This window comes from Streptacidiphilus albus JL83 (assembly GCF_000744705.1).
Classification (GTDB): Bacteria; Actinomycetota; Actinomycetes; order Streptomycetales; family Streptomycetaceae; genus Streptacidiphilus; species Streptacidiphilus albus.
This window is the reverse complement of record NZ_JQML01000001.1, coordinates 6,945,989-6,969,011: the sequence shown is the minus strand read 5'-3', so window position 1 is coordinate 6,969,011 and position 23,023 is coordinate 6,945,989. Positions and strand designations below refer to the sequence as shown.

At 72.8% G+C, this 23,023-nt stretch carries 25 protein-coding genes; 10 read left to right on the top strand and 15 right to left on the bottom strand.

The genetic code is table 11. From position 1 onward, the window contains the following. Positions 1-46: 46 nt before the first annotated feature. Entirely contained in the window at positions 47-724 is a 678-nt protein-coding gene (locus BS75_RS47050; protein ID WP_081982724.1) for an acyl-CoA thioester hydrolase/BAAT C-terminal domain-containing protein, read from the bottom strand. Here BS75_RS47050 and BS75_RS44955 point away from each other — a divergent pair. Next, positions 719-1,696, top strand: coding sequence for an RNase H family protein (locus BS75_RS44955; protein WP_052069801.1), 978 nt, complete (start codon positions 719-721; stop codon positions 1,694-1,696). The two genes, BS75_RS47050 and BS75_RS44955, sit on opposite strands and share 6 nt — an antisense overlap. Here the strand turns inward: BS75_RS44955 and BS75_RS30630 are convergent. Next, entirely contained in the window at positions 1,693-2,307 is a 615-nt protein-coding gene (locus tag BS75_RS30630; RefSeq protein WP_052440088.1) for a nitroreductase/quinone reductase family protein, read from the bottom strand. The genes BS75_RS44955 and BS75_RS30630 overlap by 4 nt on opposite strands. On the opposite strand from BS75_RS30630, the gene BS75_RS30625 reads away from it, so the two are divergent. Further along, positions 2,306-3,397, top strand: a complete 1,092-nt coding sequence (locus BS75_RS30625) for a hypothetical protein (RefSeq protein ID WP_034090584.1) — start codon at positions 2,306-2,308, stop codon at positions 3,395-3,397. The two genes, BS75_RS30630 and BS75_RS30625, sit on opposite strands and share 2 nt — an antisense overlap. Positions 3,398-3,439: 42 nt before the next feature. Here the strand turns inward: BS75_RS30625 and BS75_RS30620 are convergent, their stop codons facing one another. The 4 genes from BS75_RS30620 to BS75_RS30605 all read right to left on the bottom strand — a co-directional run bounded on the left by BS75_RS30620 (position 3,440) and on the right by BS75_RS30605 (position 5,830). Beyond that, a complete protein-coding gene (locus BS75_RS30620; protein ID WP_034090583.1) occupies positions 3,440-3,976 on the bottom strand; it encodes a DUF6886 family protein in 537 nt (178 codons plus the stop codon). Between the two features lie 38 nt (positions 3,977-4,014). Continuing rightward, positions 4,015-4,242 carry a DUF2277 domain-containing protein gene (locus BS75_RS30615; RefSeq protein WP_034090582.1) on the bottom strand — a complete coding sequence of 76 codons (228 nt, stop codon included), beginning with the start codon at positions 4,240-4,242 and terminating at the stop codon, positions 4,015-4,017. A 62-nt stretch (positions 4,243-4,304) separates the two neighbouring features. Beyond that, positions 4,305-5,111, bottom strand: a complete 807-nt coding sequence (locus BS75_RS30610; RefSeq protein ID WP_231607931.1) for an IMP cyclohydrolase — start codon at positions 5,109-5,111, stop codon at positions 4,305-4,307. After that, entirely contained in the window at positions 5,108-5,830 is a 723-nt protein-coding gene (locus BS75_RS30605) for an HAD family hydrolase (RefSeq protein WP_034090581.1), read from the bottom strand. Before BS75_RS30605 ends, BS75_RS30610 begins: the two co-directional genes overlap by 4 nt. A gap of 335 nt (positions 5,831-6,165) precedes the next feature. Between BS75_RS30605 and BS75_RS30600 the strand changes: the two genes are divergently transcribed. Together BS75_RS30600 and BS75_RS30595 are read left to right on the top strand one after the other, a co-directional pair. Then, entirely contained in the window at positions 6,166-6,393 is a 228-nt protein-coding gene (locus tag BS75_RS30600) for a hypothetical protein (RefSeq protein ID WP_034090580.1), read from the top strand. A gap of 141 nt (positions 6,394-6,534) precedes the next feature. Beyond that, on the top strand, positions 6,535-7,227 hold the full coding sequence (locus BS75_RS30595) for a transglycosylase SLT domain-containing protein (protein WP_034090579.1): 693 nt from the start codon (positions 6,535-6,537) through the stop codon (positions 7,225-7,227). A gap of 9 nt (positions 7,228-7,236) precedes the next feature. On the opposite strand, the gene BS75_RS48640 is transcribed toward BS75_RS30595, so the two are convergent. The 3 genes from BS75_RS48640 to BS75_RS30585 all read right to left on the bottom strand — a co-directional run bounded on the left by BS75_RS48640 (position 7,237) and on the right by BS75_RS30585 (position 8,842). Then, complete coding sequence (locus BS75_RS48640) at positions 7,237-7,392, bottom strand: DUF6126 family protein (RefSeq protein WP_156164303.1); 156 nt, start codon at positions 7,390-7,392, stop codon at positions 7,237-7,239. A 77-nt stretch (positions 7,393-7,469) separates the two neighbouring features. Beyond that, the gene (locus BS75_RS30590) at positions 7,470-8,048 is read right to left on the bottom strand and encodes a helix-turn-helix domain-containing protein (protein ID WP_034090578.1); all 579 of its coding nucleotides are present in this window, start codon (positions 8,046-8,048) and stop codon (positions 7,470-7,472) included. 71 nt (positions 8,049-8,119) lie between these two features. Next, a complete protein-coding gene (locus BS75_RS30585) occupies positions 8,120-8,842 on the bottom strand; it encodes a glycerophosphodiester phosphodiesterase (protein WP_052069798.1) in 723 nt (240 codons plus the stop codon). Positions 8,843-8,944: 102 nt separating this feature from the next. Between BS75_RS30585 and BS75_RS30580 the strand changes: the two genes are divergently transcribed. From BS75_RS30580 to BS75_RS30570, 3 genes are all read left to right on the top strand, one after another. After that, positions 8,945-9,973 (top strand): aminoglycoside phosphotransferase family protein, encoded by a 1,029-nt coding sequence (locus BS75_RS30580; protein ID WP_034090577.1) that lies wholly within the window; start codon positions 8,945-8,947, stop codon positions 9,971-9,973. Positions 9,974-10,048: 75 nt separating this feature from the next. Then, positions 10,049-11,053: a GlxA family transcriptional regulator gene (locus tag BS75_RS30575; RefSeq protein WP_042439755.1), complete on the top strand. Its 1,005-nt coding sequence runs from the start codon at positions 10,049-10,051 to the stop codon at positions 11,051-11,053. Then, complete coding sequence (locus BS75_RS30570) at positions 11,053-11,691, top strand: DJ-1/PfpI family protein (RefSeq protein WP_034090576.1); 639 nt, start codon at positions 11,053-11,055, stop codon at positions 11,689-11,691. Before BS75_RS30575 ends, BS75_RS30570 begins: the two co-directional genes overlap by 1 nt. A gap of 20 nt (positions 11,692-11,711) precedes the next feature. Here BS75_RS30570 and BS75_RS30565 read toward each other — a convergent pair whose 3' ends face one another. Then, positions 11,712-13,322: a N,N-dimethylformamidase beta subunit family domain-containing protein gene (locus BS75_RS30565; protein ID WP_231607930.1), complete on the bottom strand. Its 1,611-nt coding sequence runs from the start codon at positions 13,320-13,322 to the stop codon at positions 11,712-11,714. A 157-nt stretch (positions 13,323-13,479) separates the two neighbouring features. Between BS75_RS30565 and BS75_RS30560 the strand changes: the two genes are divergently transcribed. Then, positions 13,480-13,980, top strand: coding sequence for a DUF1203 domain-containing protein (locus tag BS75_RS30560; protein ID WP_034090575.1), 501 nt, complete (start codon positions 13,480-13,482; stop codon positions 13,978-13,980). Positions 13,981-14,284: 304 nt separating this feature from the next. On the opposite strand, the gene BS75_RS30555 is transcribed toward BS75_RS30560, so the two are convergent. The 5 genes from BS75_RS30555 to BS75_RS30535 all read right to left on the bottom strand — a co-directional run bounded on the left by BS75_RS30555 (position 14,285) and on the right by BS75_RS30535 (position 19,866). Beyond that, the gene (locus tag BS75_RS30555) at positions 14,285-14,674 is read right to left on the bottom strand and encodes a GatB/YqeY domain-containing protein (RefSeq protein WP_081982719.1); all 390 of its coding nucleotides are present in this window, start codon (positions 14,672-14,674) and stop codon (positions 14,285-14,287) included. A gap of 260 nt (positions 14,675-14,934) precedes the next feature. Next, positions 14,935-16,296, bottom strand: a complete 1,362-nt coding sequence (locus BS75_RS30550) for a GH1 family beta-glucosidase (RefSeq protein WP_034090573.1) — start codon at positions 16,294-16,296, stop codon at positions 14,935-14,937. 168 nt (positions 16,297-16,464) lie between these two features. Next, positions 16,465-17,304 (bottom strand): carbohydrate ABC transporter permease, encoded by an 840-nt coding sequence (locus tag BS75_RS30545; RefSeq protein ID WP_034090572.1) that lies wholly within the window; start codon positions 17,302-17,304, stop codon positions 16,465-16,467. A 78-nt stretch (positions 17,305-17,382) separates the two neighbouring features. Beyond that, complete coding sequence (locus tag BS75_RS30540; protein WP_034090571.1) at positions 17,383-18,369, bottom strand: carbohydrate ABC transporter permease; 987 nt, start codon at positions 18,367-18,369, stop codon at positions 17,383-17,385. 153 nt (positions 18,370-18,522) lie between these two features. Then, positions 18,523-19,866, bottom strand: coding sequence for an ABC transporter substrate-binding protein (locus BS75_RS30535; protein WP_034090570.1), 1,344 nt, complete (start codon positions 19,864-19,866; stop codon positions 18,523-18,525). A 315-nt stretch (positions 19,867-20,181) separates the two neighbouring features. Here BS75_RS30535 and BS75_RS30530 point away from each other — a divergent pair, with 315 nt between their 5' ends. Continuing rightward, positions 20,182-21,510, top strand: a complete 1,329-nt coding sequence (locus tag BS75_RS30530; RefSeq protein ID WP_034090569.1) for an ROK family transcriptional regulator — start codon at positions 20,182-20,184, stop codon at positions 21,508-21,510. Positions 21,511-21,573: 63 nt separating this feature from the next. Continuing rightward, positions 21,574-22,956: an acyltransferase family protein gene (locus BS75_RS30525; RefSeq protein WP_052069797.1), complete on the top strand. Its 1,383-nt coding sequence runs from the start codon at positions 21,574-21,576 to the stop codon at positions 22,954-22,956. The last annotated feature ends 67 nt before the right edge of the window (positions 22,957-23,023 follow it).

The following is a 23,023-nucleotide window of genomic DNA, read 5'->3' as shown; positions in this document are numbered from 1 at the left end:
CCGCCGACTCCGCTCCCTCCGCCGACTCCACTCCCCGCCGACTCCGCTACCGCTGTCCGGTCCCGAGACCGGCCAGCAGCGCCAGGACCTGCGGCCAGCCCTCGGCCTGGGCAGTGGCGTCGCCCGCGCGGCTGCCGCAGAGGTTCTCCTCGGCGAAGCTGGTGGGGTTCATCACCGTGGTCTGCTCGGAGAGGTAGGGGACGGTCCCGACCTCGTGCCCGGCCCCGGGGTAGACCAGCGCCTGGTGGGGATAGGGGTCGTGGTCCGCGTCGAGTTCGGTGACGATCTGCCGGGCCCAGGTCGCGGACTGCCAGACGCGCCGGCGACGGCCAGGACCGGTCCGCTCACCCGCTGCAGCGGGACGGCCCCCGGCGGGACCGGCTTTCCGGCCAGGCTCCAGGCATTGCCGGTTCCGTCCGGGAAGCTCGGGTTGACCTGGGCCGACGGCGAGTAGGCCACCGCACCGTGGACCAGCGTCGGGAAGTCCTCGGCAAGGTTCCGGGGGCTGCCGAAGGGCGCATCGCCCGGACGACGACGGCGCGCGGGCCCGCCGCACTGCGCCGCTCTGCCCCCGTGATCCAGGAATCAGCCGAATCCGCCGACGGGTTCCGACCGAGGGGGCGACGACTGTCGGTGGCTGGGGGCACAGTGTGAGTGTGCCCGGAGTCGCGGCGGACGCGCCGGGCCGCGGTGCCGAGCGGACCAGGAGGACCGAGCCATGCATCCCAGCCCCTTGGGCATCCCGGCGCGAACCGCGCCGCAACCGGTGGGCCGCCCCGGATCGGTCTTCTGCGCGCTGGCCACGGCCTTCCGCGAAGGCCGCTGGGCCTGGGCGCTCACGGACGAGCACGGCGCCGTCCGCAGCGGCGTGACCGCGAACGGCGGCGACGGCACCGCGGCGGTCCTCGACGCGCTCGGCGCGCTCCTGGCCACGGGCGGGGACGCCGTCCCGGCCGTCGACCGCACCCCGGCCGCCCAGTCCGGTACAGCGGTCGGCCGGGCACCGGGCGTGACCTACCTGCTGCTGAGCAAGGACCCCTCCCTGCTCCAGGCCCTGAACCAACTCGCGGCCTGCCTGCCGTCACTGGTTCCGGCGTCCGCCCGGTCGATGGTCGGCGGACGGCACCTCATCAACGCTGCGGAGCGGGCCGCCGAACACGCCCTGGACGAGGTCGGCATCGGCTGGCCACCGATCCAGGCGGCCACCGACGGCTCCTTCAGCCGCCATGCCCAGCAGGGCGGCTGGGGGTGGGTCACCTCCGGCGGCGACTTCGGCTTCGGCCGGGTCAGCTGCCGCGAGCCGGTCCACGCCGAACTGTGCGCGCTTCGCGCCCTGCTGGCTGCGATACCGGCGGCCCAGCCGGTCACGGTGCACTGTGACAGCCGGGCCGCGATACGGCTGGTCCACGACCTGCGACCGCTGCGCGGCGAAGGCGCGTGGCGCGATCCCTCGGCGCGCACGGGGCACGCGCGGGTGGCCCTGCACGCGATCCGCGACCTGCTGGCGCAGCGTCCCGGCCCGGTCCAACTGCGCTGGGTGCGCGGGCACAGCGGTCATCCACTGAACGAGGGCGCGGACCGCCTCGCCCTGCACGCCCGTCGCAGCCAGACCGCGGGTCTCCCCGCCGGGACCGCCGCGGACATAGCCCGCGGCATCGCCGAGGAGACCCGGATGGCCTGGGTCGCCTCGGCCTAGCCCGACCCGGGCCCCGACCCGGGCCCCGGCTCGGGAGTCAGCACGGGCGTCAGCACGGGCGTCAGCTCGGGAGTCAGCACGACCACCGGAATCAGCCGGCCCGCCAGGGCCTGGTGCTCCGCGAAGCCCGGGTAGACCTCCAACAGCAGCCCCCAGAGCCGGGCCCGCTCACACTCCGCCGCACCGACCTCGGCGGCGCGTACCCGCTGCACCGTCCGGCGGTACCGCACCACTCCCTCTCCCGACTCCATCAGGTTGTAGTACCAGCCCGGGTGGTGCGGCGCCCCGTTGTCGCTCGCGCCGACGACATAGCGGCCCCCGTCCCGGGCGAAGACCAGCCCGGCCACCCGCGTCCGCCCGGTGCGCCGACCCCTGGTGCCGAGCAGCAGGACCGGCATCCCGAAGTACCACGCGCCCACCACGCCGCCGGTGGCCCGGTACACCGCGCGGTGCAGGGTGAGCAGCCCGCGCTGCGTCCGCTGCCGAGCCCGCTGCCAAGCCCGCCGCCAAGCCCGCCGCCACCTCCGCCGCCACGCCCGGCGCCCGGCGCGGCACGCAGTGGCCGTGCCGTGCGCGGTCGGGCCGCCCGCCCCGGTGACAATGTCCCCCATGAGGTTGATCTCCGGACTGTTCGGCGCGCTGCTGCTGCTGTTCACCTTCGCCAGTATCCTGCGCACCCTGGTCGTGCCGCGCGGGCTGTACTCCGCCCTGGTCTTCCGGACCTGGCAGGTGCTGCGGATGCTGCTGCGCACCATCGCCGGACTCGGCTCCGGATACCGGGCGCAGGACCGGGCCCAGACCTGGCTGGCGCCACTGATGCTGATGGTCATGCTCGTCTGCTGGCTCGGGGGGATGTTCGGGGCCTACGGGCTGCTGATACACGCCTTCTCCGGTCTGCCCTGGGGCAGTTCCTTCCGCGAGGCCGGGTCGAGTCTGTTCACCCTCGGCTACGCCAGCAGCGACCGGCTCCGGCTGTCCTCGGTCGACTTCCTCGCCGCCGCCACCGGGCCGATCGTCATCGCTCTGCAGATCTCCTACCTGCCCACCCTCTACAGCGCCTACAACCGGCGCGAGGTCGAGGTCACCCTGCTGGCCTCGCGGGCGGGCGAGCCGGCCTGGGGGCCCGAGCTGCTGGCGCGGCAGTGGCTGGTCGACACCGAGACCGCGCTCCCGGAGCTCTACCGGGACTGGGAGCGGCTGGCCGCCGACCTGGGCGAGAGCCACTCCAGCTATCCGGTGCTGCTGTCGTTCCGCTCGCCGAAGCCGAACCGCAGTTGGATCGTCGGCCTGACCACGGTGCTGGACGCCGCCGCGCTGCACCTGTCGGTCAGTCCGCGCAGCGCGCCGCCGGAGGCCCGGCTGGTGCTCCGCGCCGGGTTCACCGCCTTGCGGGACATCGCGCGCTCGCTGCGGATCGACTTCGACGAGGACCCGGCGCCGGAGTCCCCGATCCGGTTGACCTTCAAGGAGTTCGACGCGGCGGTCGACATGGTGGCCCTGACCGGCTTCCCGGTGGACCGGTCGGCCGCGGACGCCTGGGCGGACTTCCAGGGGTGGCGGGTGAACTACGAGGCCATAGCGCACGAGCTCGCCCGCCGCAGCGACGCCGTCCCCGCGCTCTGGACCGGTCCCCGGGACTTCCCGTCCACGCCCATCCCACCGGCCCGACCGACCGACCGTCGCCCCGTCGGGCACCGTTGAGGCCGAGCGGCCGACAGGCGGAAGGCCCTGCTGACAGCGCCGCTAGCGGCGCGGCCGGGCGTTCCCCAACCGGATCCCGCCCCAGCCGAGCGTGCTCGCGGTCACCCCGTCCCAGAACTCCCACAGGTTGTCCAGGACCCGCAACTGGATGCCCGCCTCCCGGTGCAGTTCCCACAGGTCGCCGACACGCTCGGGCGGGCCGAGCGGGACCACCGGCGTGGTCGCGACCATCGCGTGCGGATCGGGCTCGCCGAAGGGCCGGAACGAGGCGGCCGGCAGCCGGTAGCCGAACAGACGGACGGTCAGCATCCGCTCCAGCCAGCCGTACTCGACGGCGTGGACACGCTCCCCGCCCCCGGGCCCGAGCACCAGCGTCCGGTCCGCCGCGGACGTCTGCGGAACCGTCCACGCCATCGCCCGCGGGCAGTCACGGGGGAACCAGTAGCCCGGTGCCAGTTGGGAGTCCACGGCCCAGACATAGGCCTCGGCCTGCCGGGCGGTGGCGGCGACATGCGGGACGAAGCGCGTGATCCCGGGGTCCTCGGAGAAGTGCAGGACCTCACCCGGCGCAGGCCGCACGGCGGATTCCTTCCGATCGAGGGGGCGACAGCGCACCGTCAGGAGGCGGAGTCCTGCGGCGCGCCCCTGACCACCAGTTCGGCGAGCAGGGTCCGGGTGGCCTCCGCCACCGCGGCCACGGCGGCGTCGAAGGCGTCACGGTTGTGGGCGGCCGGAGCCCGGAAGCCGGAGACCTTCCGGACGTACTGCAGAGCAGCCGCCCGGATGTCCTCGTCCTCCACGACGGGCATGGCCGGGGCGCGAAGAGTCTTGATACTGCGGCACATGCCTCCAGTGTGCCCCGCCCGGACCGCGCAGCGCAGCCCCGCCCGAGAAGCGCCGGCCGGGCTCAGCCCGCCGGCGCGTCGGCCCGGTGCCGGACCAGGCCGTCGGCCAGCCGTCCCGGCTCGAAGACCGTCGCTGCCACCCGGTACTCGGCGGCCAGCGCGCCCCAGACCTCCTCCAGCAGCGCGCCCGCGTCGGCGGCCCCGGTCCGCGCCTCGACGAAGGGTTCACCGGTCTCGACCCGCTGCCCGTCCGAGCGGTAGGTCGTGATCAGCACGGCGTCCCCGGGGGCGAGGCCGCGCACCGCCAGCGTCAGCAGGTCGGGGGCGGTCCGCCCGCCCCGGCTGCGCCGCGCGGCGCCGAACCAGGCCACCGGACCGGCACCGGACGGGTCGTCCCGGTTCTCCGGCCGCAGATCCACCGCGACGGTGAGCCTCGGGGTGAAGATCGGCGGGTCGGGCTCGTAGGCGAGGCCGGCCATGGCCTCCGCCGGGGTCCGTCCCGCCTCCAGCAGTTCCGCCACCTGGGCCACCTGCTCACCGTTGCCGTAGACCAGCCAGCCGTCCCGCCGTTCCCGGACGGCGGCGTAGTGCCGCAGCGGGTCGTGGCCCGAGGCAGTGGTCGGCGCGACCGTCAGCTCGCCCACTCCCCCGGCGGCCGCCCCCCGGGGGACCGCTCCTCCGGTGCCCGCCCCGCCGTTCCGGCAAAGGCTGCGGGCCCGGGACTCCGCGCTGCGCCCGGTCAGGAAGTAGCCCGCGCACCAGCTGCCGTCCAGCGTTCTGGCCCACAGCACGCCCCGCCCCGGGTACCGGTTCGCCGCCAGTACCTCGTGCACCTGCGCCGGGGGTTCCCGCCCGTCCACCGCCGTCACGCCGCCTGCCCCCGTCCGGTGATCGCCCGCAGCACGCGGGCGGTGTCGGCGAGATCGGGCAGGACGACGTCCGCGCCGGCGGCGGCCAGTTCCTCGGCGCTGTTGACGCCGGTGGCCACCGCGACGGCCCGGGCGCCGGCCGCGCGGGCGGTGGCCATGTCGCGCGGGGTGTCGCCGACGATGACGGCGTGACTGCCGTCGAAGGCGCGCCCGAGGTGCTGCTCGGACCGGCGGAAGGCGTGCGCGGGCAGGTCGGTGCGCTCGTAGGCGTCCCCGCCGAAGGCGCCGATCCGCAGGTCGAGCCGGGGATCCAGGCCGAAGACGGTCACCTTCAGCTCGGCCAGCGGCAGGAGGTTCCCGGTGAGCACCGTCTGGTGCACCCCGGGCAGCGTAGCCAGGGCGTCGAGCGCCCGGGCCGCACCCGGCAGGGCATGCCCCTCGTCGGCCAGCTCCTCGGACCTCAGCTGAAGTTCGGTGACGATCAGGTCGAGGAACCGCTCCAGCAGGCCGCCCTCGGGCCCCAGCCCGTGGATCCGCAGCACCTCGGTCGCGGCGGCGAGTTCGGTTCGCCCGTCGAACCGCCAGGGGTGCTCCAGTCCGCGCCCGGCCACCTGCCGGAAGGCCGCGTCGTAGGCGCGCCGGGCGACCGTCCCCCCGTTGACCAGCGTCCCGTCGATGTCCCACAGCACCAGCAGCGGTGCCCCCGCAGCGGTTCCCATCGCGCCCTCCCAGGTCGACTCCCGGACGCGGAGCGCCCCGCTCCCGATCCTGCCGCAACTCACGTCGGGGAAGCCAACGGCACGGTCGCCCCCGCCCGGGCGACCATGCCCGCAACTCCTCTGCCGGACCGTGGGTTCCCGGCCCCGGACGCTCTCACGGTTCTCATGACCAGCGCCTTCCTGCTTACCGGGATGCGTTATCGTTCACGCCTGTTGGAACGTCAGAGCGCTTGCCGGGGACCGGTTCGGTGCCTGTAGGGCGTTGGCTCTTCCATGTCTTCCCGGCTCGTCCCGAGCGGGCAGCACAGTGATGCGATGCGAACACAGGAGGAACCGTGCGAGAGCGATTCGAGCGCGAGGAGATCATCGAGCGCGACGGCTTCTTCGGCCGCGAGGAGATCATCGAGCGCGAGGAGGTCGTCCGTCGCGGCGCCTTCGGTCGTGAGGAGATCATCGAGCGCGAGGAGATCATCGAGCGCCCGGGCATGTTCGGGGGCATGTTCGGCGGCCGCGAGGAGATCATCGAGCGCGAAGAGATCATCGAGCGCCGCGACCGCTGGTAGTCCGCCTGCGGTCCGCCCCGGGGCGGGGTCGGCGGCGCGCGCCCCGCGCCGTCGGCCCCGCCCCGGCCGCTGTCGGCATCGGGTAGGTTCGAAACACGGGTCCAGCGAGGCGGCAGTGCCGCACCACGGGGTGATCGGCGGATGGCGGCGGTGAAGGCGAAGAGCAGGTCGGGCCGGTGGTGGCTGGCGGCGGCCGTGGCACTGGTGCTGCTGTGGGCGGTCACCCACCACGACTCGGGCTCCGGTTCGCCGACCGCCTCGGCCTCCGGCGCCGCGACCCAGTCGCCCTCCACCGGCGGCTCCGGCTCCCCCTCGCCCTCTCCCAGCGCGACCGGCTGGTACACCGGCAGCTACGACCCCGCCCAGTTCGCGGCGCAGGTCCGCTCCCGGTCCAAGGAGGCCGGGGTCGACCCGCAGCTGGTGATGGCCGTGCTCTACAACGAGGCCTACAAGCCGCACGACCCGGCGGTGGAACGCGCCTGGCAGAAGCTCAAGCCCAGTGCCGCCTTCGGCATCGCCAACATGCACGAGGCGACCTTCGACGAGACCAAGGAGGGCCGCCCCTTCGCCGACCGGCAGTGGACCCAGCTGCCGGACGACCCGGACCTCGCCATCGAGGCGGAGGCCTGGTACCTGCACGACCTCGCCACCCAGCTGCCGAGTCACCTCTCCGGCGGACTCACCAAGGACGAACTGCTCGCCCTCGGCTACAACACCGGGCCCGGCAACATGCTGCTCTTCGCCGAGGGGGTGAAGCTCGGCCCGTCCGCCCAGAGCTACCTCGACGAGCTGCGCTCCAACTGGGCGAAGGCCGGCACCGCCCTCGCCTCCTGAACAGCGGGTTCAGGAGCCCGGACGGGCCAGGAAGAACAGCAGCATCGCGGCGGCGGCGAACACGTGCAGGCCGATGACGTAGATGAAGACCCGGACGTTGACCCGGTGCTCGGTACGGGTGCTTCCGTCCTCGACGGGCCGGGCGGGGTGGTGGGCGGCAGCCATGGGGCGGCGCTCCTTCGGTTCGTGGTTCACGGGAGTTCGCGGTTCAGGAGGGTTCGCGGTTCAGGAGGGTTCGCGGTTCACGGGAGGCAGAGCTCGGCGGTCGGGCTCTGCAGCAGGGTGTGCATGAACAGCAGGTCGACGCCGGCCTCGCTGCGGGCCACCAGCCGGTGCGGACGCATCGAGTCGAAGTGCGCCGCGTCGCCCGGTTCGAGCTGGTACTCGTCGCGGTCCAGGGTGAAGGCCAGTCGGCCCGCCAGGACGTAGATCCACTCCTCGCCCGGGTGCACCCGCACCACCGCGTCCTGGACCAGCAGCGGGATGTGCACCCGCAGGGCCTGCATCGCCCGTCCCGGCGCACCGGCGGCGGTGTAGGTCCAGCCGCCGGCCGAGGGCGGCGGCGCGGCGGCACCGCCCCGCACCACCGACGAGGGCGCGGCCGGCTCGTGCCCGAGCAGGACGTCGACCGGCACGCCGTAGACTCGGGAGAGTTGCAGCAGTACCGGGAGCGACGGCTGCCGCTTCGCGGTCTCCAGCCGTGACAGGTGCGCGGGCGAGAGTCCGACCCTGGCGGCGGCGGCCTCCAGCGTCAGCCCGCTGCGTGTTCTGCGCTCCCGGAGGCGGGCGCCCAGACCGGGAAGCTCCTCGGGCAGGTCCATGAGCCCAGTCCACACCTTGCCTGACCTGCCAGGCAACTCTTTTGCCTCTGAGGCAAGAATGCGCGTCGGGGCTACGACGCGCGCGACCGGGGCGTGGTCGTGCCGAGGACCCGCCGCAGCATCCGCAGGTCATTGCTGATGATCACGTCGATACCGGCCGCCGCCAGCGCCCTCGCCGTCGGCGCGTCGTCGACCGTCCAGGCCGACACCCGGATGCCCCGCCGGTGCATCCGGGCGATCCGCCGGGGGGTGGCCCAGCGGTAGTAGAGGTTGAAGTAGTCCGGGCGGACCCGCCGCCAGAGCGCGGCCCGGGCCGGCAGCGGGGACTCCCAGCTCATGGCGATCCGGGCCCCCGGCAACGCCGCCCGTACCGCCGCCAGCGCCCCCGGGTCCCCGGTGAAGACCGCCGACTCGACACAGTCCAGCGAGCGGACCAGCTCCGTCGCGGCGTGCGCCTCGGCGACCCGGATCACGTCGATCATCAGCGGCACCCCGGCCCCGGCAGTGAGCCGCAGCGCCTCGCGCAGGGTCGGCACCTCCCACTCCCCGCCGCCGGTCAGCCGTCCCAGCTCGGCCCGGGTGAGCGAGTCGACGCGCCGGTCGTGCCCCCACAGCCGGGTCAGGGTGTCGTCGTGGAGCAGCACCGGCACCCCGTCCCGGGTGAGCCGGACGTCCACCTCGACCCAGTCGGCCCCGAGCGCGACCGCCGAGGCGATCGAGGGCAGGGTGTTCTCCCGCAGCAGCAGCGGATCGCCGCGATGCCCGACCATGACCGTCACCGGCGCGCCCCGCACATCCCGTACTCCTCACACCGCCGACCGCCCGGACACCGTCGGACCCAATCATCCCGCCTGCCGCCCCGAGGCGCAGTCGGCCACCGGCCTAGGATGGACCGTATGGCCTCACAACTACCTTTACCGGACGAACTGTTGGCGAAGTTGAGCCCGTCCGGGAAGCCCCGTCCGCTGCACAGCAGCCCGCGCTCGCACGTGTGGCAGGTCGAGCTGGACGGGGCGCCGGCCGTCGTCAAGCAGATCGTCGACGGACCGGACGCCGCCGATCTGTACGCCCGCGAGGTGGAAGGGCTGCGGCTCGCCTCCCGGGTCCGGCCCCCGGTGGCGCCACGGCTGCTGGCCACCCATCCGCGAGAGCGCGTCCTGGTACTCGAACACCTGCACCACCTCCATCCCGTCGACACCTGGGTGGTCGGCTACGCCACCGCGCTGGCCCGGCTGCACTCGGCCACCGGACCGCAGGATGTCGGCCGACTACCGGCCTGGTCGGGCCCGACCACGGACGACGTCCGCGCCTTCCTCGCCCTGGCCGAGGAGCTGGCGGTCCCGGCCCCGCCACGGGTGTCGGCCGAGCTCGACGCCCTGGTGGACCGGCTCGGGCGGGCGCCGGGCCACGCGCTGCTCCACGGCGACCCCTGTCCGGGCAACGACCTGCACACCGCCGACGGAATCCGCTTCATCGACTTCGAGCAGGCGTCGCTGGGCAACGGACTCGTGGAACTCGCGTACCTGCGCATCGGCTTTCCGACCTGCTGGTGCGTGACCGCGATCCCCGAGCCACTGCTGGTGGCGGCCGAGGCCGCCTACCGCGCGACCTGGCTCGCCGTGACCGGAAGGGAGGTGGCGGGAGACCTGGCCGACGCCTGCGCCGGCTGGCTGATCCGAGGCGACGCCCTGGTCCAACGAGCCCACCGGGACGGCACCGACCACCTCGCCCGGATCCCGGGACACGACTGGAGCTGGGGCACCGTGACCGCACGGCAGCGGCTGGCCCACCGTCTGGGCGTGGTCGCGGACCTGGTCGCGGACCACCCCGAGCTCACCGCCCTGCACCAGCTCGCCACCGGCCTCCGCGACCGGATGCTCACCCGCTGGCCCGCCCTCCGACCGCCCCCGGCGCGACGCCCCTGAGGCTTCGCCCCGATGGCAGGAAAGGTGGGAAAATCGTCATTGCCGCCATCCGCGCCCGCTGCCAGGGTGAAGGGCATGGCCAACCACGATGTGCTCGTCGTTCTGTTCGACGGAGTGCAGAGCCTCGACGTGACCGGTCCGACGGAGGTGTTCGCCGGGGCCGGCCCGGCCGCGGGCATCCCGGAGGCGTACCGGATCAGGACCGCCTCGCTCGGCGGCGGGCCGGTGCGGACGTCCAGCGGGCTGGGGCTGCTGCCCGACGAGGACCTGCGCCTGAGCGCGCCGCCGCGCACCCTGCTGGTGCCCGGCGGGACCGGCACCTTCCCGGCCGATCCCGAGCTGGTCCGCCGGATCGCCGAGCTGGCGCCGACCGCCGAGCGGATCGTCTCGGTCTGCACCGGGGCCTTCCTGCTCGCCGAGGCGGGGCTGCTGGCCGGACGGCGGGTCGTCACCCACTGGGCGTACTGCGACTCGCTCGCGCGGCGGTTCCCGGAGACCACGGTGGACCCCGAGCCGATCTTCGTCCGTGACGGGGCCGTCGCCACCTCGGCCGGGGTCACTGCGGGGATCGACCTCGCGCTCGCCCTGGTCGAGGAGGACCTGGGCCGGGACGCCGCGCTGGAGGTCGCCCGGCACCTGGTGGTGTTCCTCCGCCGCCCCGGCAACCAGGCGCAGTTCAGCACGCAGTTGGCCGCCCAGCTCGCCGAGCGCCGACCGCTGCGGGAGGTCCAGTCCTGGATCACCGAGCATCCGGGCGCGGATCTGTCCGTGGAATCCCTGGCCCACCGGGCCTCGCTGTCGCCGCGTCAGTTCGCCCGCGCCTTCCGGGCCGAGGTCGGTGTGACACCCGGCCGCTACGTCGACAGCACCCGACTGGAGACCGCACGCCGTCTCCTTGAGGACACCTCGGACGGAATCGAGGAGGTGGCGCGGGCCTCCGGCTACGGCACCCCGGAGGCGATGCGCCGGGCGTTCCTGCGCGCCCTGTCCGTCCCCCCTGCGGAGTACCGCCGCCGCTTCCGGCCGAGCACCGCCACCGCCACCGCCACCGCCACGACCACCGGAACCAGGAGTTCCTGATGCAGATCGCCTTCCTGCTCTACGACCGCTTCACCGCGCTGGACGCCGTCGGCCCCTACGAGGTCCTGTCCCGACTGCCCGGGGCCGAGGTGGTCTTCACCGCCGCGCGCCCCGGCCCGGTGCTGACCGACTCCGGCAGTCTCTCGCTCACCGCCGACCTGCCGCTGTCAGAGGTCACCTCCCCCGACATCCTGATCGTGCCCGGCGGTCCCGGCACCGCAGCCCAACTGACCGACCGGGCAGTCCTCGACTGGATCCGCGCCGTCGACGCGAACACCGCCTGGACCACCTCGGTCTGCTCCGGCTCGCTGCTGCTGGCGGCAGCCGGGCTGCTACAGGACCGCCGGGCCACCTCGCACTGGATCTGCCTGGACGACCTCGCCGGCCTGGGTGCCGTACCCACGGACGAACGCGTCGTCTTCGACGGCAAGTACGCCACCGCCGCCGGGGTGTCGGCCGGGATCGACCTGGCCTTCCACCTGGCCGGCCGGCTCGCCGGCGACGCCGTCGCCCAGGCCATCCAGCTCGTCGTCGAGTACGACCCGCAGCCGCCTTACCACGCGGGCTCCACCGCCACCGCCCCGGCCGAACTGGTCGCCGCGCTCCGGGCCAACGGGCTGGCGGTGACAGCGGTCTGAGCTGATCGACTCGCCGCCGGTCAGCCGTACACGGCGGAGACGTTGTCGCGCGGGGCGGGCAGGTTGTGGCCGGCCGGGCCCCTGGCGAAGGCCGTGAGCAGGTTCTCCGTGGCGCGGGTGACGAACGCGCCGGTGCGGGCGTCCATCCCGTGGTCGCCGCCGTCGTCGTGGGTGCCCGCCATCAGCCCCTCCACCCAGCGCATCGTCCCCGAGGCGAAGACCCCGGCGCCGCTGCGCACCGTGTAGTAGGCGCTGTCGGAGTGGCTCGGGTTGCCCTCGCAGACCAGCGGCGAGTGGGCCAGGATCTCGATCGGACGCGGCGTCGGGTAGCTCGGCGTCACCCGGTCGTACTCGACGCCGATCAGGTGCGGGAAGGCGTCCCCCGCCTTCACCCCGGTCCCCGCGTACAACCAGTGGTCGGCGGCCCGGACGACATAGGGCGCGTCGGTGGGGTAGCCCTCGTAGATGACGCCGGTCATCGAGGACTCCGGGTCCGGGTCCGGCGTGGCGCGGAAGTCGGTGGTGACGTCGGCGTCGCGCACCCCGTACAGCGGGTCCGCCTCGTAGTCCGTCTTGTAGCAGACGACGGTGCGCGCGGTGTCCTCGATCCGGACCCGGCGGAAGCAGGTGTTGGCTCCCAGGAAGGCCAGGTTGGTACCGGTATCCCGGGCCTGCGTCACCGAGGCGCGCTGCTGCGGCGTCCAGTACTCGTCGTGCCCCAGCGAGAGCAGCGTGGTCGCCCCCCGCAGCACCTCGGGACGCTGGTGGACGTCGATGCCGGTGGTGTAGGCGAGCGGGATGCCCAGCCGTTCGGCGAGCACCACCAGCGCCCGCTCGTAGACCAGGAACTTCTCCGCCCCGGAGCCGTCGTAGGGACGGTCGTAGGACACCGTCAGCGAACGGCTGCTGTAGGCGCCGTTCTCGCCCTGGTAGAGGCTGTAGCCACCCCAGACGTTGTACGCCTGCCAGGTGGCGACACCGTGCATGATCAGTGTCGCGCCCTCCGCGCCCGCCGACCTGACCACCATCGGGACATACCGCTGGAAGCCGTTCTCGGCGTCCAGCCGCAACAGGTACGCGCCCTCGGGCCAGTCCTCGGTGCCGACCCGCAGCGTCGGCTCCCAGTCGGTGTGCACCGTGCGGGTGGCGTCGGTGAAGCCGGCGTCCGGCTGGACCCGGCCGGCGATCCGGCCGGAGCGCCAGACCAGCCGGGCCTGCGCCCCGCCGTACCAGCCGACGCGGTAGGCGGAGACGGTGAACCCCGGTGCGGTGGTGGAGACGTGGAGCGCGAAGGACTCCCCCGGCGCCACGCTGACCTGGTCGGTCCAGCCCTGGACGGCCTCCTGCGGACCGGTGGGGCCGAGCCGCCAGTCGGCGTCGCCGGGGAGCGCCTGCTCACGCTGGAGCGCGGTCAGTACCGGCCGGGGCAGCCCCACCGGGGCGACCGACCGGGCCGCCCTCGGGTCGGCCGGGTCGGCATCGCAGCCGGCCAGCAGGCCGATGCCGGCCACCCCGGCGCCGACGGCCGCCGCCGCACCGAGGAACCCGCGCCGACCGACGCCGCTCCTCCCGGCCGAGCCCTTCGCCGCCGCGCCCTCGGCCCCGGCACCGCCCTGTTCCTGGCTGCCCACGCGACTTCCCTCGATCCCTCGTCCTCGGCCGCACCTGCGGATCCCCAGCCTATTGGCAGCCGACTCCCAGCTCGCGTGCGACCGGGCGATCCGGGGCCTCGAACGCAGCGTCCGATGACCGCCGGATTCCGGCCGCCGTCGGTCGCAGGCTGGAACCATGACGAACACCAGCTACGAGGTGCACCCCATCCGCCCCGCCGACCTGGAGCGACTCCGCCGCACGGACGACGCCGGACGGGCGACCAAGCCCTGCACCGCAACCGAGAGCGGCTCGCCGCTGCGCTGCTGCCTGCGTCGGATCGAGGCCGGCGAGGAGATCGCCCTGGTCTCCTACGCCCCGCTCGCGCGCTGGGTGGCCGAGACCGGGGCCGAGCCCGGCGCCTACGCCGAGCTCGGGCCGGTCTTCATCCACGCGGAGGACTGCGGCGGCCCGGCCGAGCCCGGCTATCCGGAGGTCCTGCACGGGCTGCGGGTGCTCCGCTCCTACGACGCCGAGGGCCGCATCCTGGGCGGACGGTTGGTGGAGACCGACGCCACGATCGACACCGTGGTGGCGGAGCAGCTGGCCGACCCGGCGGTGGCCCTGATCCATGTCCGGGCCGTCGAGTACGGTTGCTACCTCTTCGAGCTGCGCCGCGCCGGGACCGCTGCTGCCTGAGTCGGCGTCAGCTCCAGCCGGTCAGTTCTGGACCGTCGGGGTCTCCGCCCCCATGACCTCCGGCCTGACGGAGGCTCAGGAGGCGGGTGGGCAGGCCCTCGGCTGCGGGTACTGCCGATCGACGGGATCGAGATCCCGGCCGTGCTCGCGCTGGTCTGGGCGTCGACCGTCAGCCCGGCGCTGCGGGAGCTACTGGTACGGCTCCGGCAGACCCTCGGCGAGCCGGGGCCGGGCCAGGGACCGGAGCCGGGCCAGGGACCGGGGCCGGAGCCGGGGTCGGCGACCGCGCCCGCGCCGGCACCGGCTATCCGGCGAGCTGCTCCGCGAGCACGCTGACCTCGCGCCGCAGTTGCTCGGCGCGCTCCGTCCGGCCCGACTGCTCGTAGTCGCGGGCGGCCGCCTCGCGCTCGGCCAGCTCGTCCCGCACGATCCGCTCGATCTGGGACTCCGTCAGCAGCCGACGCTCCATCTCGGCCGCCCCCACCCCGAGCGGGATCTGCTCGATGGCCAAGCCGGTGTCCGTGCCCGTGGGCCGGTCGACCGCCTCGGCGTTGTCGATCGCCGCCAGCGTCGAGCGCAGGGCCCCGACCGCGACGCGGTCCCGAGCCTTCATGGCCAGTGTGAGTGCCCCGCGCAGCCGCTGACGCAACGGCGCCTCGGCGTTGGACGGGACGGCGTTCATCTCGGTAGACATGGTCGCGAGGCTACCCGGAGGTGCGTCCCGAACGGCAGCCCCTGTTCGCGGCACCACGCGGCCGGAGGAGCAGCGGCGCGGCCGACACGTCGACCCGGCCGGGTGACGGGGGAGCGCCACAGGACCTGTCGACGTGTCGATGCGTTGGGGTGTCGACGTGTCAGGACGTCGACACCCCAACGCGCCAGGGGGACGGCCGGACCCCGGCCGTCGAACGCTGCCCGCGCGGCACGCGCAGCACGCGCAGGCAGCGGGCGCGATCAGACGGAGACCGACTCGCCGCTGTGGGCACGGATGATCTCCGCGTAGCGGCGACCACTGGTCTTCAGCGTCCGCTTCTGGGTCTCGTAGTCGACATGGATCAGACCGAAGCGCTTGTCGTAGCCGTACGCCCACTCGAAGTTGTCCAGCAGGGACCAGGCGTAGTACGCGCTCAGCGGCGCACCGGCCGCCGCCGCCCGGGCGCAGGCCGCGATGTGCTGCTCCAGATAGGAGGTGCGCCCGGGGTCGTGGACCGAGCCGTCGGCGGCCACGGTGTCGGTGTACGCCGAGCCGTTCTCGGTGACCATCAGCTCCTTCACCCCGTACTCGCGGGTGAGCCGGAGCAGCAGCTGCTCCAGGCCGGCCGCGTGGACCTCCCAGCCCATGGAGGTGTGCTCCGGGTTGGTACCGGCCAGCTGCCGGAAGTACGGCGCCGCGCCGGTGGGGTCGTCGGCGATGATCTGGCGGAAGTAGTAGTTGACGCCCATCCAGTCGAGCGGCTGCGCGATGGTGGCCAGGTCGTTGCCCCGGACCGGCAGTTCGACGCCGTAGACGTCCAGCATGTCCTGCGGGTAGCCCCGGCCCAGGACCGGGTCGAGCCACCAGCGGTTGATGTGGCCGTCGGCGCGCCGGGTGGCGGCCAGGTCGGCCTCGGAGTCGGAGGCGGGCTCGCAGGGGCTGAGGTTGTTGACGATGCCGAGCCGCACCTGGCCCGGGGAGGCGGCCCGGACCGCCTGCGCGGCGAGGCCGTGGCCGAGGTGCAGGTGGAACGAGGCCCGGACGGCGGCGGTGAGGTCCTGCACACCGGGGGCCATCCGGCCTTCGAGGTGGCCGATCCAGGCGCTGCACAGCGGCTCGTTCAGGGTCGACCAGTCGGTGACCCGGTCGCCGAGCGCGGCGGCGACGACACCGGCGTACTCGGCGAAGGCCTCGGCGGTGGCACGCTCGGGCCAGCCGCCCCGGTCCTGCTGCGCCTGCGGCAGGTCCCAGTGGTAGAGCGTGGCGTTGGGGCGGATCCCGGCTTCGAGCAGGGCGTCGACCTGCCGGTCGTAGAAGGCGAGCCCCTTGGCGTTGACCTTGCCGGTGCCCTCGGGGACGATCCGGGGCCAGGCGATGGAGAAGCGGTAGGCGTCCGCGCCCATGGCGCGCATCAGCGCGAAGTCCTCGGGCCAGCGGTGGTAGTGGTCGCAGGCGTGCTCGCCGTCGTCGCCGTTGTCGATGGCCCCGGGGACCTTGCAGAAGGTGTCCCAGATGCTGGGCGCTTTGCCGTCCTCGGCTGCGGCTCCCTCGATCTGGTAGGCGGAGGTGGCAACTCCCCAGACGAAGTCGGGGCCGAAGGCGGCAGTGTCGGGCGCGGGCATGGGTCTCCTCGAATCTGTCGTGCGTGCTGACGTACGTGCGGTGGTACTGGTTCGGACGGGATGGGGCGGTGGGCGTGGGCGTGGGCAGGCGGGCGGGACGGAGCGTCCGGCCGCGCCCGGTCTTCGGTGCACCGGCTCTCACTCCGATTCCGGTCCCGTAGCGGTCGGTTACTTGACGGAGCCGGCGGTCAGGCCGGCCACCAGGTAGCGCTGCAGCAGCAGGAATCCAGCGACCACGGGCACGCTGACGACGAGCGAGGCCGCCATGATCTGGTTCCAGTAGACGTCGTTCTGCGAGGCGTAGTTGCGCAGCCCGACGGCCAGCGTCCGGGTCGAGTCGTCGGTCATCACCGAGGCGAACAGCACCTCGCCCCAGGCGGTCATGAAGGAGTAGACGGCGACCGTCACGATGCCGGGCACGGCGGCCGGGACCACGACCCGCAGCAGCGCGCCGATCGGGCCGTTGCCGTCGACGGCGGCCGCCTCGTCCAGCTCGCGCGGGATCGAGTCGAAGTAGCCGACCATCATCCAGACCGAGAACGGCAGGGTGAAGGTGAGATAGGTGATGATCAGTCCGAGCCGGGTGTCCGACAGCTGGATCCCGGTGCTGTTGCCGATGTTGACGAAGATCAGGAACAGCGGCAGCAGGAAGAGGATGCCCGGGAACATCTGGGTGGAGAGCACGGTCACGGTGAAGATCCGGCGCCCGAAGAACCGGTAGCGGCTGACCGCGTACGCCGCCAGAACCGCGATGACCACCGAGATCGCGGTCGAGCAGGTGGCGACGATCACGCTGTTCCAGAAGTAGTGGGCCAGCGGGACCGTGCTCCACATGTCGATGTAGGGACTGATGGTGAGCCGGGTCGGGATCCAGCGGAATGCGGCCTGGACGTCGCCCAGCGGCTTCAGCGAGCTGCTGATCATGACGTACAGCGGGATCGCGGTGAAGATGCCGAGGAAGGTGAGCCCGATCCGCCGGATCCAGAGGAAGGACTGCGGCGGCGCCATCGGCGAGCGCGGGGCCCGGCCCCTGCCCGCAGGGGGACGGCGGCGGCGCTGCTGGGGGTGTCGGCCGGGACGGCGGGGTCAGACATCGGCCTTCCTTCCGCGACTCGTGAGGACCAGGTAGACGGCGGTGACCAGCAGCAGGAACAGCAGCAGCAGCACCGACATCGCGGAGCCCGAGCCGAAGTTCCAGTTCTGGAAGGAGGTGTCGTAGATCTGCAGCGACACCAGGTTGGCCTGCGGCGGCGCGGCACTGCCGAACAGCACGTAGGGGGTGTTGAAGTCGTTGAAGTTCCACAGGAACAGCACCAGCACCAGCACCTGGTTGACCGGGCGCAGCGAGGGCATGGTGATCCGCCGGATCCGCTGCCAGACGCCGGCCCCGTCGATGGCGGCGGCCTCGTAGAGGTCGCCGGGGATGTTCTGCAGCCCGGCGGTGACCACCAGGAACGCGAACGGCCAGGTCCGCCAGACGGCGGTGACGACCAGCGCGGCGAAGCTGTTGTTGCCCAGCAGCCAGAACGGCTCGTTGCCCGACGAGGTCAGGTGCAGCTGGGTGAGGACGTGGTTCAGCATGCCGTCGTCCCGCTGGAACATGAACTCCCAGGTGATGGCGGCGGCGTAGGCGGGGAGCGCGTACGGGACGAGGAAGTAGGTGCGCAGCACCCCGCGTCCGCGGAAGGGGTCCTGCAGCAGGATCGCGGCCCCGGTGCCGAGGAACCAGGAGAGGAGGACGACCAGCACCGTGTAGGCGCAGGTGATGCCGAAGGAGTGCAGCAGCTCGCTGCCCACGGCGTTGTTGAAGTCGAGGGCGAAGCGGTAGTTGTTCAGCCCCGCGGACGGTGCGGCGCCCCAGTTGCGGATGAAGAACTCGGTGAGCTGCTTGAAGCTGATCCAGATGCCGACCACCATCGGGACGACGTGGACGAGCAGCTCGAAGCAGACCGCCGGGAGCAGGAGCAGGTAGGGCAGTCCCGCGCGCTTCACACGGGCCCAGCTCAGGGGCCGTCGTCTGGGTGCGGGGGCCTCGGGTGCCGCGGGTGGGCGGAGTTCGGTGGCTGCGGCCATCGGGCGCAAGTCCTTCCAGGTGGGGCAGTCTTCCGGGCGGGGCAGGTGCGCGGGCGCGGGCCCGGCCGTCCCCGCCGTCGCTGCGGCGGGGCGGCCGGGCCGCTCGGTGCGGAGCGCGGGGCGGGCGGTCGCTGCGGACCGCCCGGTCCCGGATCAGCCGCCGGCCGCCATCTGCTGCTGGGCGGACGTGAGCTGGGCGCTGACCAGGGCGTTGGTGATGGCCTTGCCCTGGGCGGCGTCGGCGAAGAGGTTCTTCAGCACGGTGCCGATCGCGGTCTCGAACTGGCTCTCCGCCGCGACCTCCGGCATGGAGCCGGCGGAGGTGGCCAGCACGCTCTGGATCACCTTGTCGTTGTCGGTCTGGAAGGCCGGGGCGCTGTAGGCGTCGGTGACCGAGGGCAGCGAGCCGTACGTGCTGTTCAGCGAGATCTGGGTGCTCTGGCTGGTCATGAACTTCAGGAACGCCAGCGACGCGGCCTTGTGCTTGGTGTTGGCGAAGACCGAGAGGTTGATGCCGCCGACGATCGAGTCGACGTGCTGGCTGCCGGCCGGCGGGGTGGCCGGGAACGGGATCGGCGCCACGCCGTACTGGGAGGCCGACATGCCGTAGTTGGCCAGCGAGGCGGCGGCGTCCTGCCACATCAGCATCGCGGCCTTGCCACTGGCGAAGTCCTGTTCGGCCTCGGTGCCGTTGGAGTACTCGGCGTCGCTCGGGTTCGCGATCTTGTCGCTGCCGATCATGTTGACGTACTGCTCGATCGAGGCGACGTTCTGCGGGGTGTTGAACGTCGGGTTGCCCGAGGAGTCGAAGTAGCTGCCGCCCTGCTGCTGGCTGAGCACGAAGGCGTGGTGGGCGTTCTCCGAGGTGCTGGCGCCCTCGACGCTGACGCCCCACTGGTTGCCGTGGGTCAGCTTCTTCGCGTCGGCGACGAACTCGTCCCAGGTGGCGGGCGGGCTGCTGATGCCGGCCGCGGCGAACATGGCCTTGTTGTAGTAGAGGCCGTAGGCCAGCGAGTAGAGCGGCACTCCGACCGGGTCCTTGCCGGAGGCGCCGGTGGCGGCGAGCGCGCCGGGCAGGAACCGGCCGGTGTCCCCTATCTGGCTCATCACCGACGGCGTGATCGGCAGGAAGGCGCCGGTCGCCTGCAGCGAGGCCGACCAGGTGTTGCCGATGTTGAGGACGTCGGGGCCCTGACCCGACGTCGTCGCCGCGAGAATGCGGTTGAGCAGGTCGGACCACCCGATGACCTCAAGGTTGACCTTGACGCCGGTCTGCTTGGTGAAGGCGTTCAGCTCCGGCGTGAGCACCTTCACGTCGTCGGCGATGGAGCTGCCCTGGTCGCTCGCCCAGTAGGTGATGGTCTGCCCGCTGATGCTGCCGGTGCTGTCCCCGCCACCCTTGCTGCTTCCACTGCTGCTACAGGCACTGGCGAGGATCGCGGTAGCGGCGGCGAGGGCGACGAATGCGTATCTGCGGCTCTTCGAGGGTCGGTGCATGAGGAACCTTTCAAGGGCCCTTGTCCCGGGTCGCCGTCCTGGCCACCGGGGCGTGGAGCGAATGGAGGGAGTGCATGGATGGGTGGTGCAAACCTCGTGCAGGTGGCGGTCGAACCGGCCGCCGGTTTTCTTACGCCTTAGTTCGAGGTGTGATTTAACTTGTGGAATACTCTTCCGTCAAGGGGTCGGGACAGAGATCGGCCGGGGAGACCGGCCGCCGGACCGGGTCCTGGGAAACATGTTCATCAGGTGCACCAGTGGTGCACGACGGTAGGGTTCAGCGCGGTCCCGTGCCGCTCATCGAGAGGGAGGACCATGGCAGACCAGGCCGGCAGGAACGTCCGGGACCTGCGGCGGTCGAACCGGTCCCTGCTGCTGCGGCATCTGTACTTCCACGAGCACGTCAGCCGCCAGGATCTGAGCCGCGCCACCGGACTGAGCACCGCCTCGGTCAGCAACGTGGTCGCCGAGCTGATCGAGGCCGGGGTCGTGGTCGAGGCCGGCGCGGTCGAGTCGGAGGGCGGACGGCCGCGCATCCTGCTGGAGGTGGACGCCTCCCGGTTCCAGGTGATCGGTGTCGACGTCGGCGAGACCCACGTCCGGGTCGAGCGCTTCGACCTGGCCCTGAACGAACTCGCCCGGGCCGACATCCCGATGACCCCGGGCCACTACGAGCCGGAGGTCGTGGTCGCCGCGATCGCCGCCGGCATCGCCGGCGTCAGCGACCCGTCCGGCGCCGGCACGGTGGCGGGCGCGGAGATCCTCGGCGTCGGCATCGGTGTGCCGGGAATCGTCCAGGCCGCACCGGCGTCACTGGTGCACTGCCAGACCATCGGGTGGGACGCCGTCCCGCTGGAGGCGATGCTGCGCGAGGTCACCGACCTGCCGCTGTTCGTCGACAACGGCGCCACCACCATGGGCCAGGCCGAGATGTGGTTCGGCGGCGGCCGGGAGGCCGCCGACACCGTGTTCCTGCTGCTCGGCTCCGGCGTCGGCGCCTCGGTCCTGGCCGGCGGCACGCCCTACCGGGGCGCGAGCACCAGCGCCGGGGAGTGGGGCCACATCACCGCGGAGATCGGCGGACGCCACTGCCGCTGCGGCGCCAAGGGCTGCCTGGAGGCCTACATCGGCGCCGAGTCGGTGATCGCCCGCTACCGCGAGGCGGTCGGCACCCCCGGCCACGGCCCGGCGTCCGACGCCGCCGACGAGGAGGCCGCGCTCCGCCGGATCCTGGAGGCCGCCGAGCAGGAGGCGGAGGGGACGGAAGAGGAGGGGACAGCAGAGGGGACGGCCCGGACGGCCCCGCCGGAGGCGCTGGCCGCGCGGACGGTGCTGGACGACACCGCCCTGCGGATCGGGGTCGGCATCGGCAACCTGATCAACCTCTTCAACCCGGAGCGCGTCATCATCGGCGGCTGGGCCGGACTGCTGCTGGCCCCGGGGCTGATGCCGCGGATCCGCGAGGCGGCGCGCGAGCACTCACTGCACTACCCCTTCTCCCGGACCACCATCGAACTGGGCCGGCTCGGCCCGGACGCGGTGGCCCGGGGCGCGGCGACGCTGCCCGTGGTCCGCTTCCTCAACTCCGGCGGCGCGCCCGCTGGGAGCGCTTCCGCGACGGCCGTCCGCCACCGCTCCGGCTGAGCGCCGGGCCGGGACCCAGGAACGGCACAGAACGCTCCCAGGAGCCGCCTGTAGCCTCCCGGTGTGACGAAGGTAAGAGACTCTTTCAAAACCCCGGACCGATCCGCTGCGGCAGCCAAGAGCACTCCCCCGGCACAGCGGCTCGGCTGGCTCGACGCCCTGCGCGGCGTCGCCGCCATCGCCGTGGTCTTCCAGCACGTCCTCCCCTGGCTGCTCGGACCCCAGTACGCGGCCTCGCACCGCCACTTCGACCTGGGCATCTTCGGCGTGTTCCTGTTCTTCCTGATCAGCGGCTACATCGTGCCCGCGTCGCTGGAGCGCCGGGGCGATGTGCGCGCCTTCTGGGTCGGGCGGATATTCCGGATCTACCCCCTCTACCTGACGGTCTTCGCGGCCGCGCTGATCCTGCTCCCGCGCGACCACGCCGGCGTCGCCGCCAGTGTCTACACCCATCCGATCCAGGCCGCCTTCGCCAACAGCACTCTCGTCCAGTTCTTCCTCAACATCCCCAACGGGCTCGCCGTCGCCTGGACCCTCAGCTTCGAGATGGTGTTCTACTTCGCCGTCTCCGCCCTCTTCGTCATGGGCCGTCAGCGCTACAGCAGCACCGTCTCGATCACCTTCGCCGCCGCCGCGCTGGCCCTCGGCGGAGTGCTGCCCACCGCCCTGTTCGGCTCCAGCGTCACCTCGGTGCACGTGCTCACCGGCGTGTGCGTCGCCGTCATGGTGGCCGCGCTGGCCGGCATCCTCAGCGGGCACGCGCAGGCGCGCCGCGCCGGAGCCGTGGCCCTCGGCGTACTCGGACTGGTGCTGGTCACGCTGAACGGCGGCTCGGCCGCCTTCGAGAGCATGATGATCCTGGCCACCATGTTCGCCGGAACCGTGGTCAACCGCGCCGAGAGCGGACAGATATCCCGCCGCGAGGCGGTCATCTGCTGCGGCTTCGTGTTCCTGGCCGGCGTCGCCTCCGGCTTCCTGTACAACCGTGCCCACGGCTCCCACCTCACCTGGACCGCGAACTGGCAGAGCTGGTGCACCGCCTTCGTCGCGGCCTGGGTGCTCTTCGGCATCGGCCTGCTGCTCCGGCACCGGACCTTCCCCAAGGTGCTGACCTGGCTGGGCACCATCAGTTACGCCACCTACCTGGTCCATGTGCCCATGATCGCGGCCATGGCCTGGGGCTTCACGGTCTTCAAGAGCCGCCCGGAGGGGATCGCCCAGGGATCGCTCGCCACCCTGCTCTTCCTGGCCGCCGTGATCGCGCTCGGCTACGCACTGCACCGGCTCGTCGAACTGCCCGGACAGCGCCTGGGCCGCCGCGTCACCCGGCGGCTCGACGGACGCACCGCCGCCGCGGTGCCGGGACCCGCGCCGGAGCCCGCACCGGCGTCGGCCCAGGAGACGGCCCCGGCCTCGGCGCCGGCCTCGGCGCCGGTCACCGGCTGACCCGCCGCAGCCGCCGCCGACAAAAGCGCGTCAAGGCTGCTCACAGCGGTGCCCACGGCATTGAACC

Excerpts from the sequence above, each read along its gene's own strand:
- BS75_RS44955 (WP_052069801.1), top strand. The coding sequence starts at position 719 with ATGCATCCCAGCCCCTTGGGCATCCCGGCGCGAACCGCGCCGCAACCG.
- BS75_RS47050 (WP_081982724.1), bottom strand. The coding sequence starts at position 724 with ATGCATGGCTCGGTCCTCCTGGTCCGCTCGGCACCGCGGCCCGGCGCG.
- BS75_RS30625 (WP_034090584.1), top strand. The coding sequence starts at position 2,306 with ATGAGGTTGATCTCCGGACTGTTCGGCGCGCTGCTGCTGCTGTTCACC.
- BS75_RS30630 (WP_052440088.1), bottom strand. The coding sequence starts at position 2,307 with ATGGGGGACATTGTCACCGGGGCGGGCGGCCCGACCGCGCACGGCACG.
- BS75_RS30615 (WP_034090582.1), bottom strand. The coding sequence starts at position 4,242 with ATGTGCCGCAGTATCAAGACTCTTCGCGCCCCGGCCATGCCCGTCGTG.
- BS75_RS30605 (WP_034090581.1), bottom strand. The coding sequence starts at position 5,830 with ATGGGAACCGCTGCGGGGGCACCGCTGCTGGTGCTGTGGGACATCGAC.
- BS75_RS30595 (WP_034090579.1), top strand. The coding sequence starts at position 6,535 with ATGGCGGCGGTGAAGGCGAAGAGCAGGTCGGGCCGGTGGTGGCTGGCG.
- BS75_RS48640 (WP_156164303.1), bottom strand. The coding sequence starts at position 7,392 with ATGGCTGCCGCCCACCACCCCGCCCGGCCCGTCGAGGACGGAAGCACC.
- BS75_RS30590 (WP_034090578.1), bottom strand. The coding sequence starts at position 8,048 with ATGGACCTGCCCGAGGAGCTTCCCGGTCTGGGCGCCCGCCTCCGGGAG.
- BS75_RS30580 (WP_034090577.1), top strand. The coding sequence starts at position 8,945 with ATGGCCTCACAACTACCTTTACCGGACGAACTGTTGGCGAAGTTGAGC.
- BS75_RS30575 (WP_042439755.1), top strand. The coding sequence starts at position 10,049 with ATGGCCAACCACGATGTGCTCGTCGTTCTGTTCGACGGAGTGCAGAGC.
- BS75_RS30570 (WP_034090576.1), top strand. The coding sequence starts at position 11,053 with ATGCAGATCGCCTTCCTGCTCTACGACCGCTTCACCGCGCTGGACGCC.
- BS75_RS30560 (WP_034090575.1), top strand. The coding sequence starts at position 13,480 with ATGACGAACACCAGCTACGAGGTGCACCCCATCCGCCCCGCCGACCTG.
- BS75_RS30555 (WP_081982719.1), bottom strand. The coding sequence starts at position 14,674 with ATGTCTACCGAGATGAACGCCGTCCCGTCCAACGCCGAGGCGCCGTTG.
- BS75_RS30550 (WP_034090573.1), bottom strand. The coding sequence starts at position 16,296 with ATGCCCGCGCCCGACACTGCCGCCTTCGGCCCCGACTTCGTCTGGGGA.
- BS75_RS30545 (WP_034090572.1), bottom strand. The coding sequence starts at position 17,304 with ATGGCGCCGCCGCAGTCCTTCCTCTGGATCCGGCGGATCGGGCTCACC.
- BS75_RS30540 (WP_034090571.1), bottom strand. The coding sequence starts at position 18,369 with ATGGCCGCAGCCACCGAACTCCGCCCACCCGCGGCACCCGAGGCCCCC.
- BS75_RS30535 (WP_034090570.1), bottom strand. The coding sequence starts at position 19,866 with ATGCACCGACCCTCGAAGAGCCGCAGATACGCATTCGTCGCCCTCGCC.
- BS75_RS30530 (WP_034090569.1), top strand. The coding sequence starts at position 20,182 with ATGGCAGACCAGGCCGGCAGGAACGTCCGGGACCTGCGGCGGTCGAAC.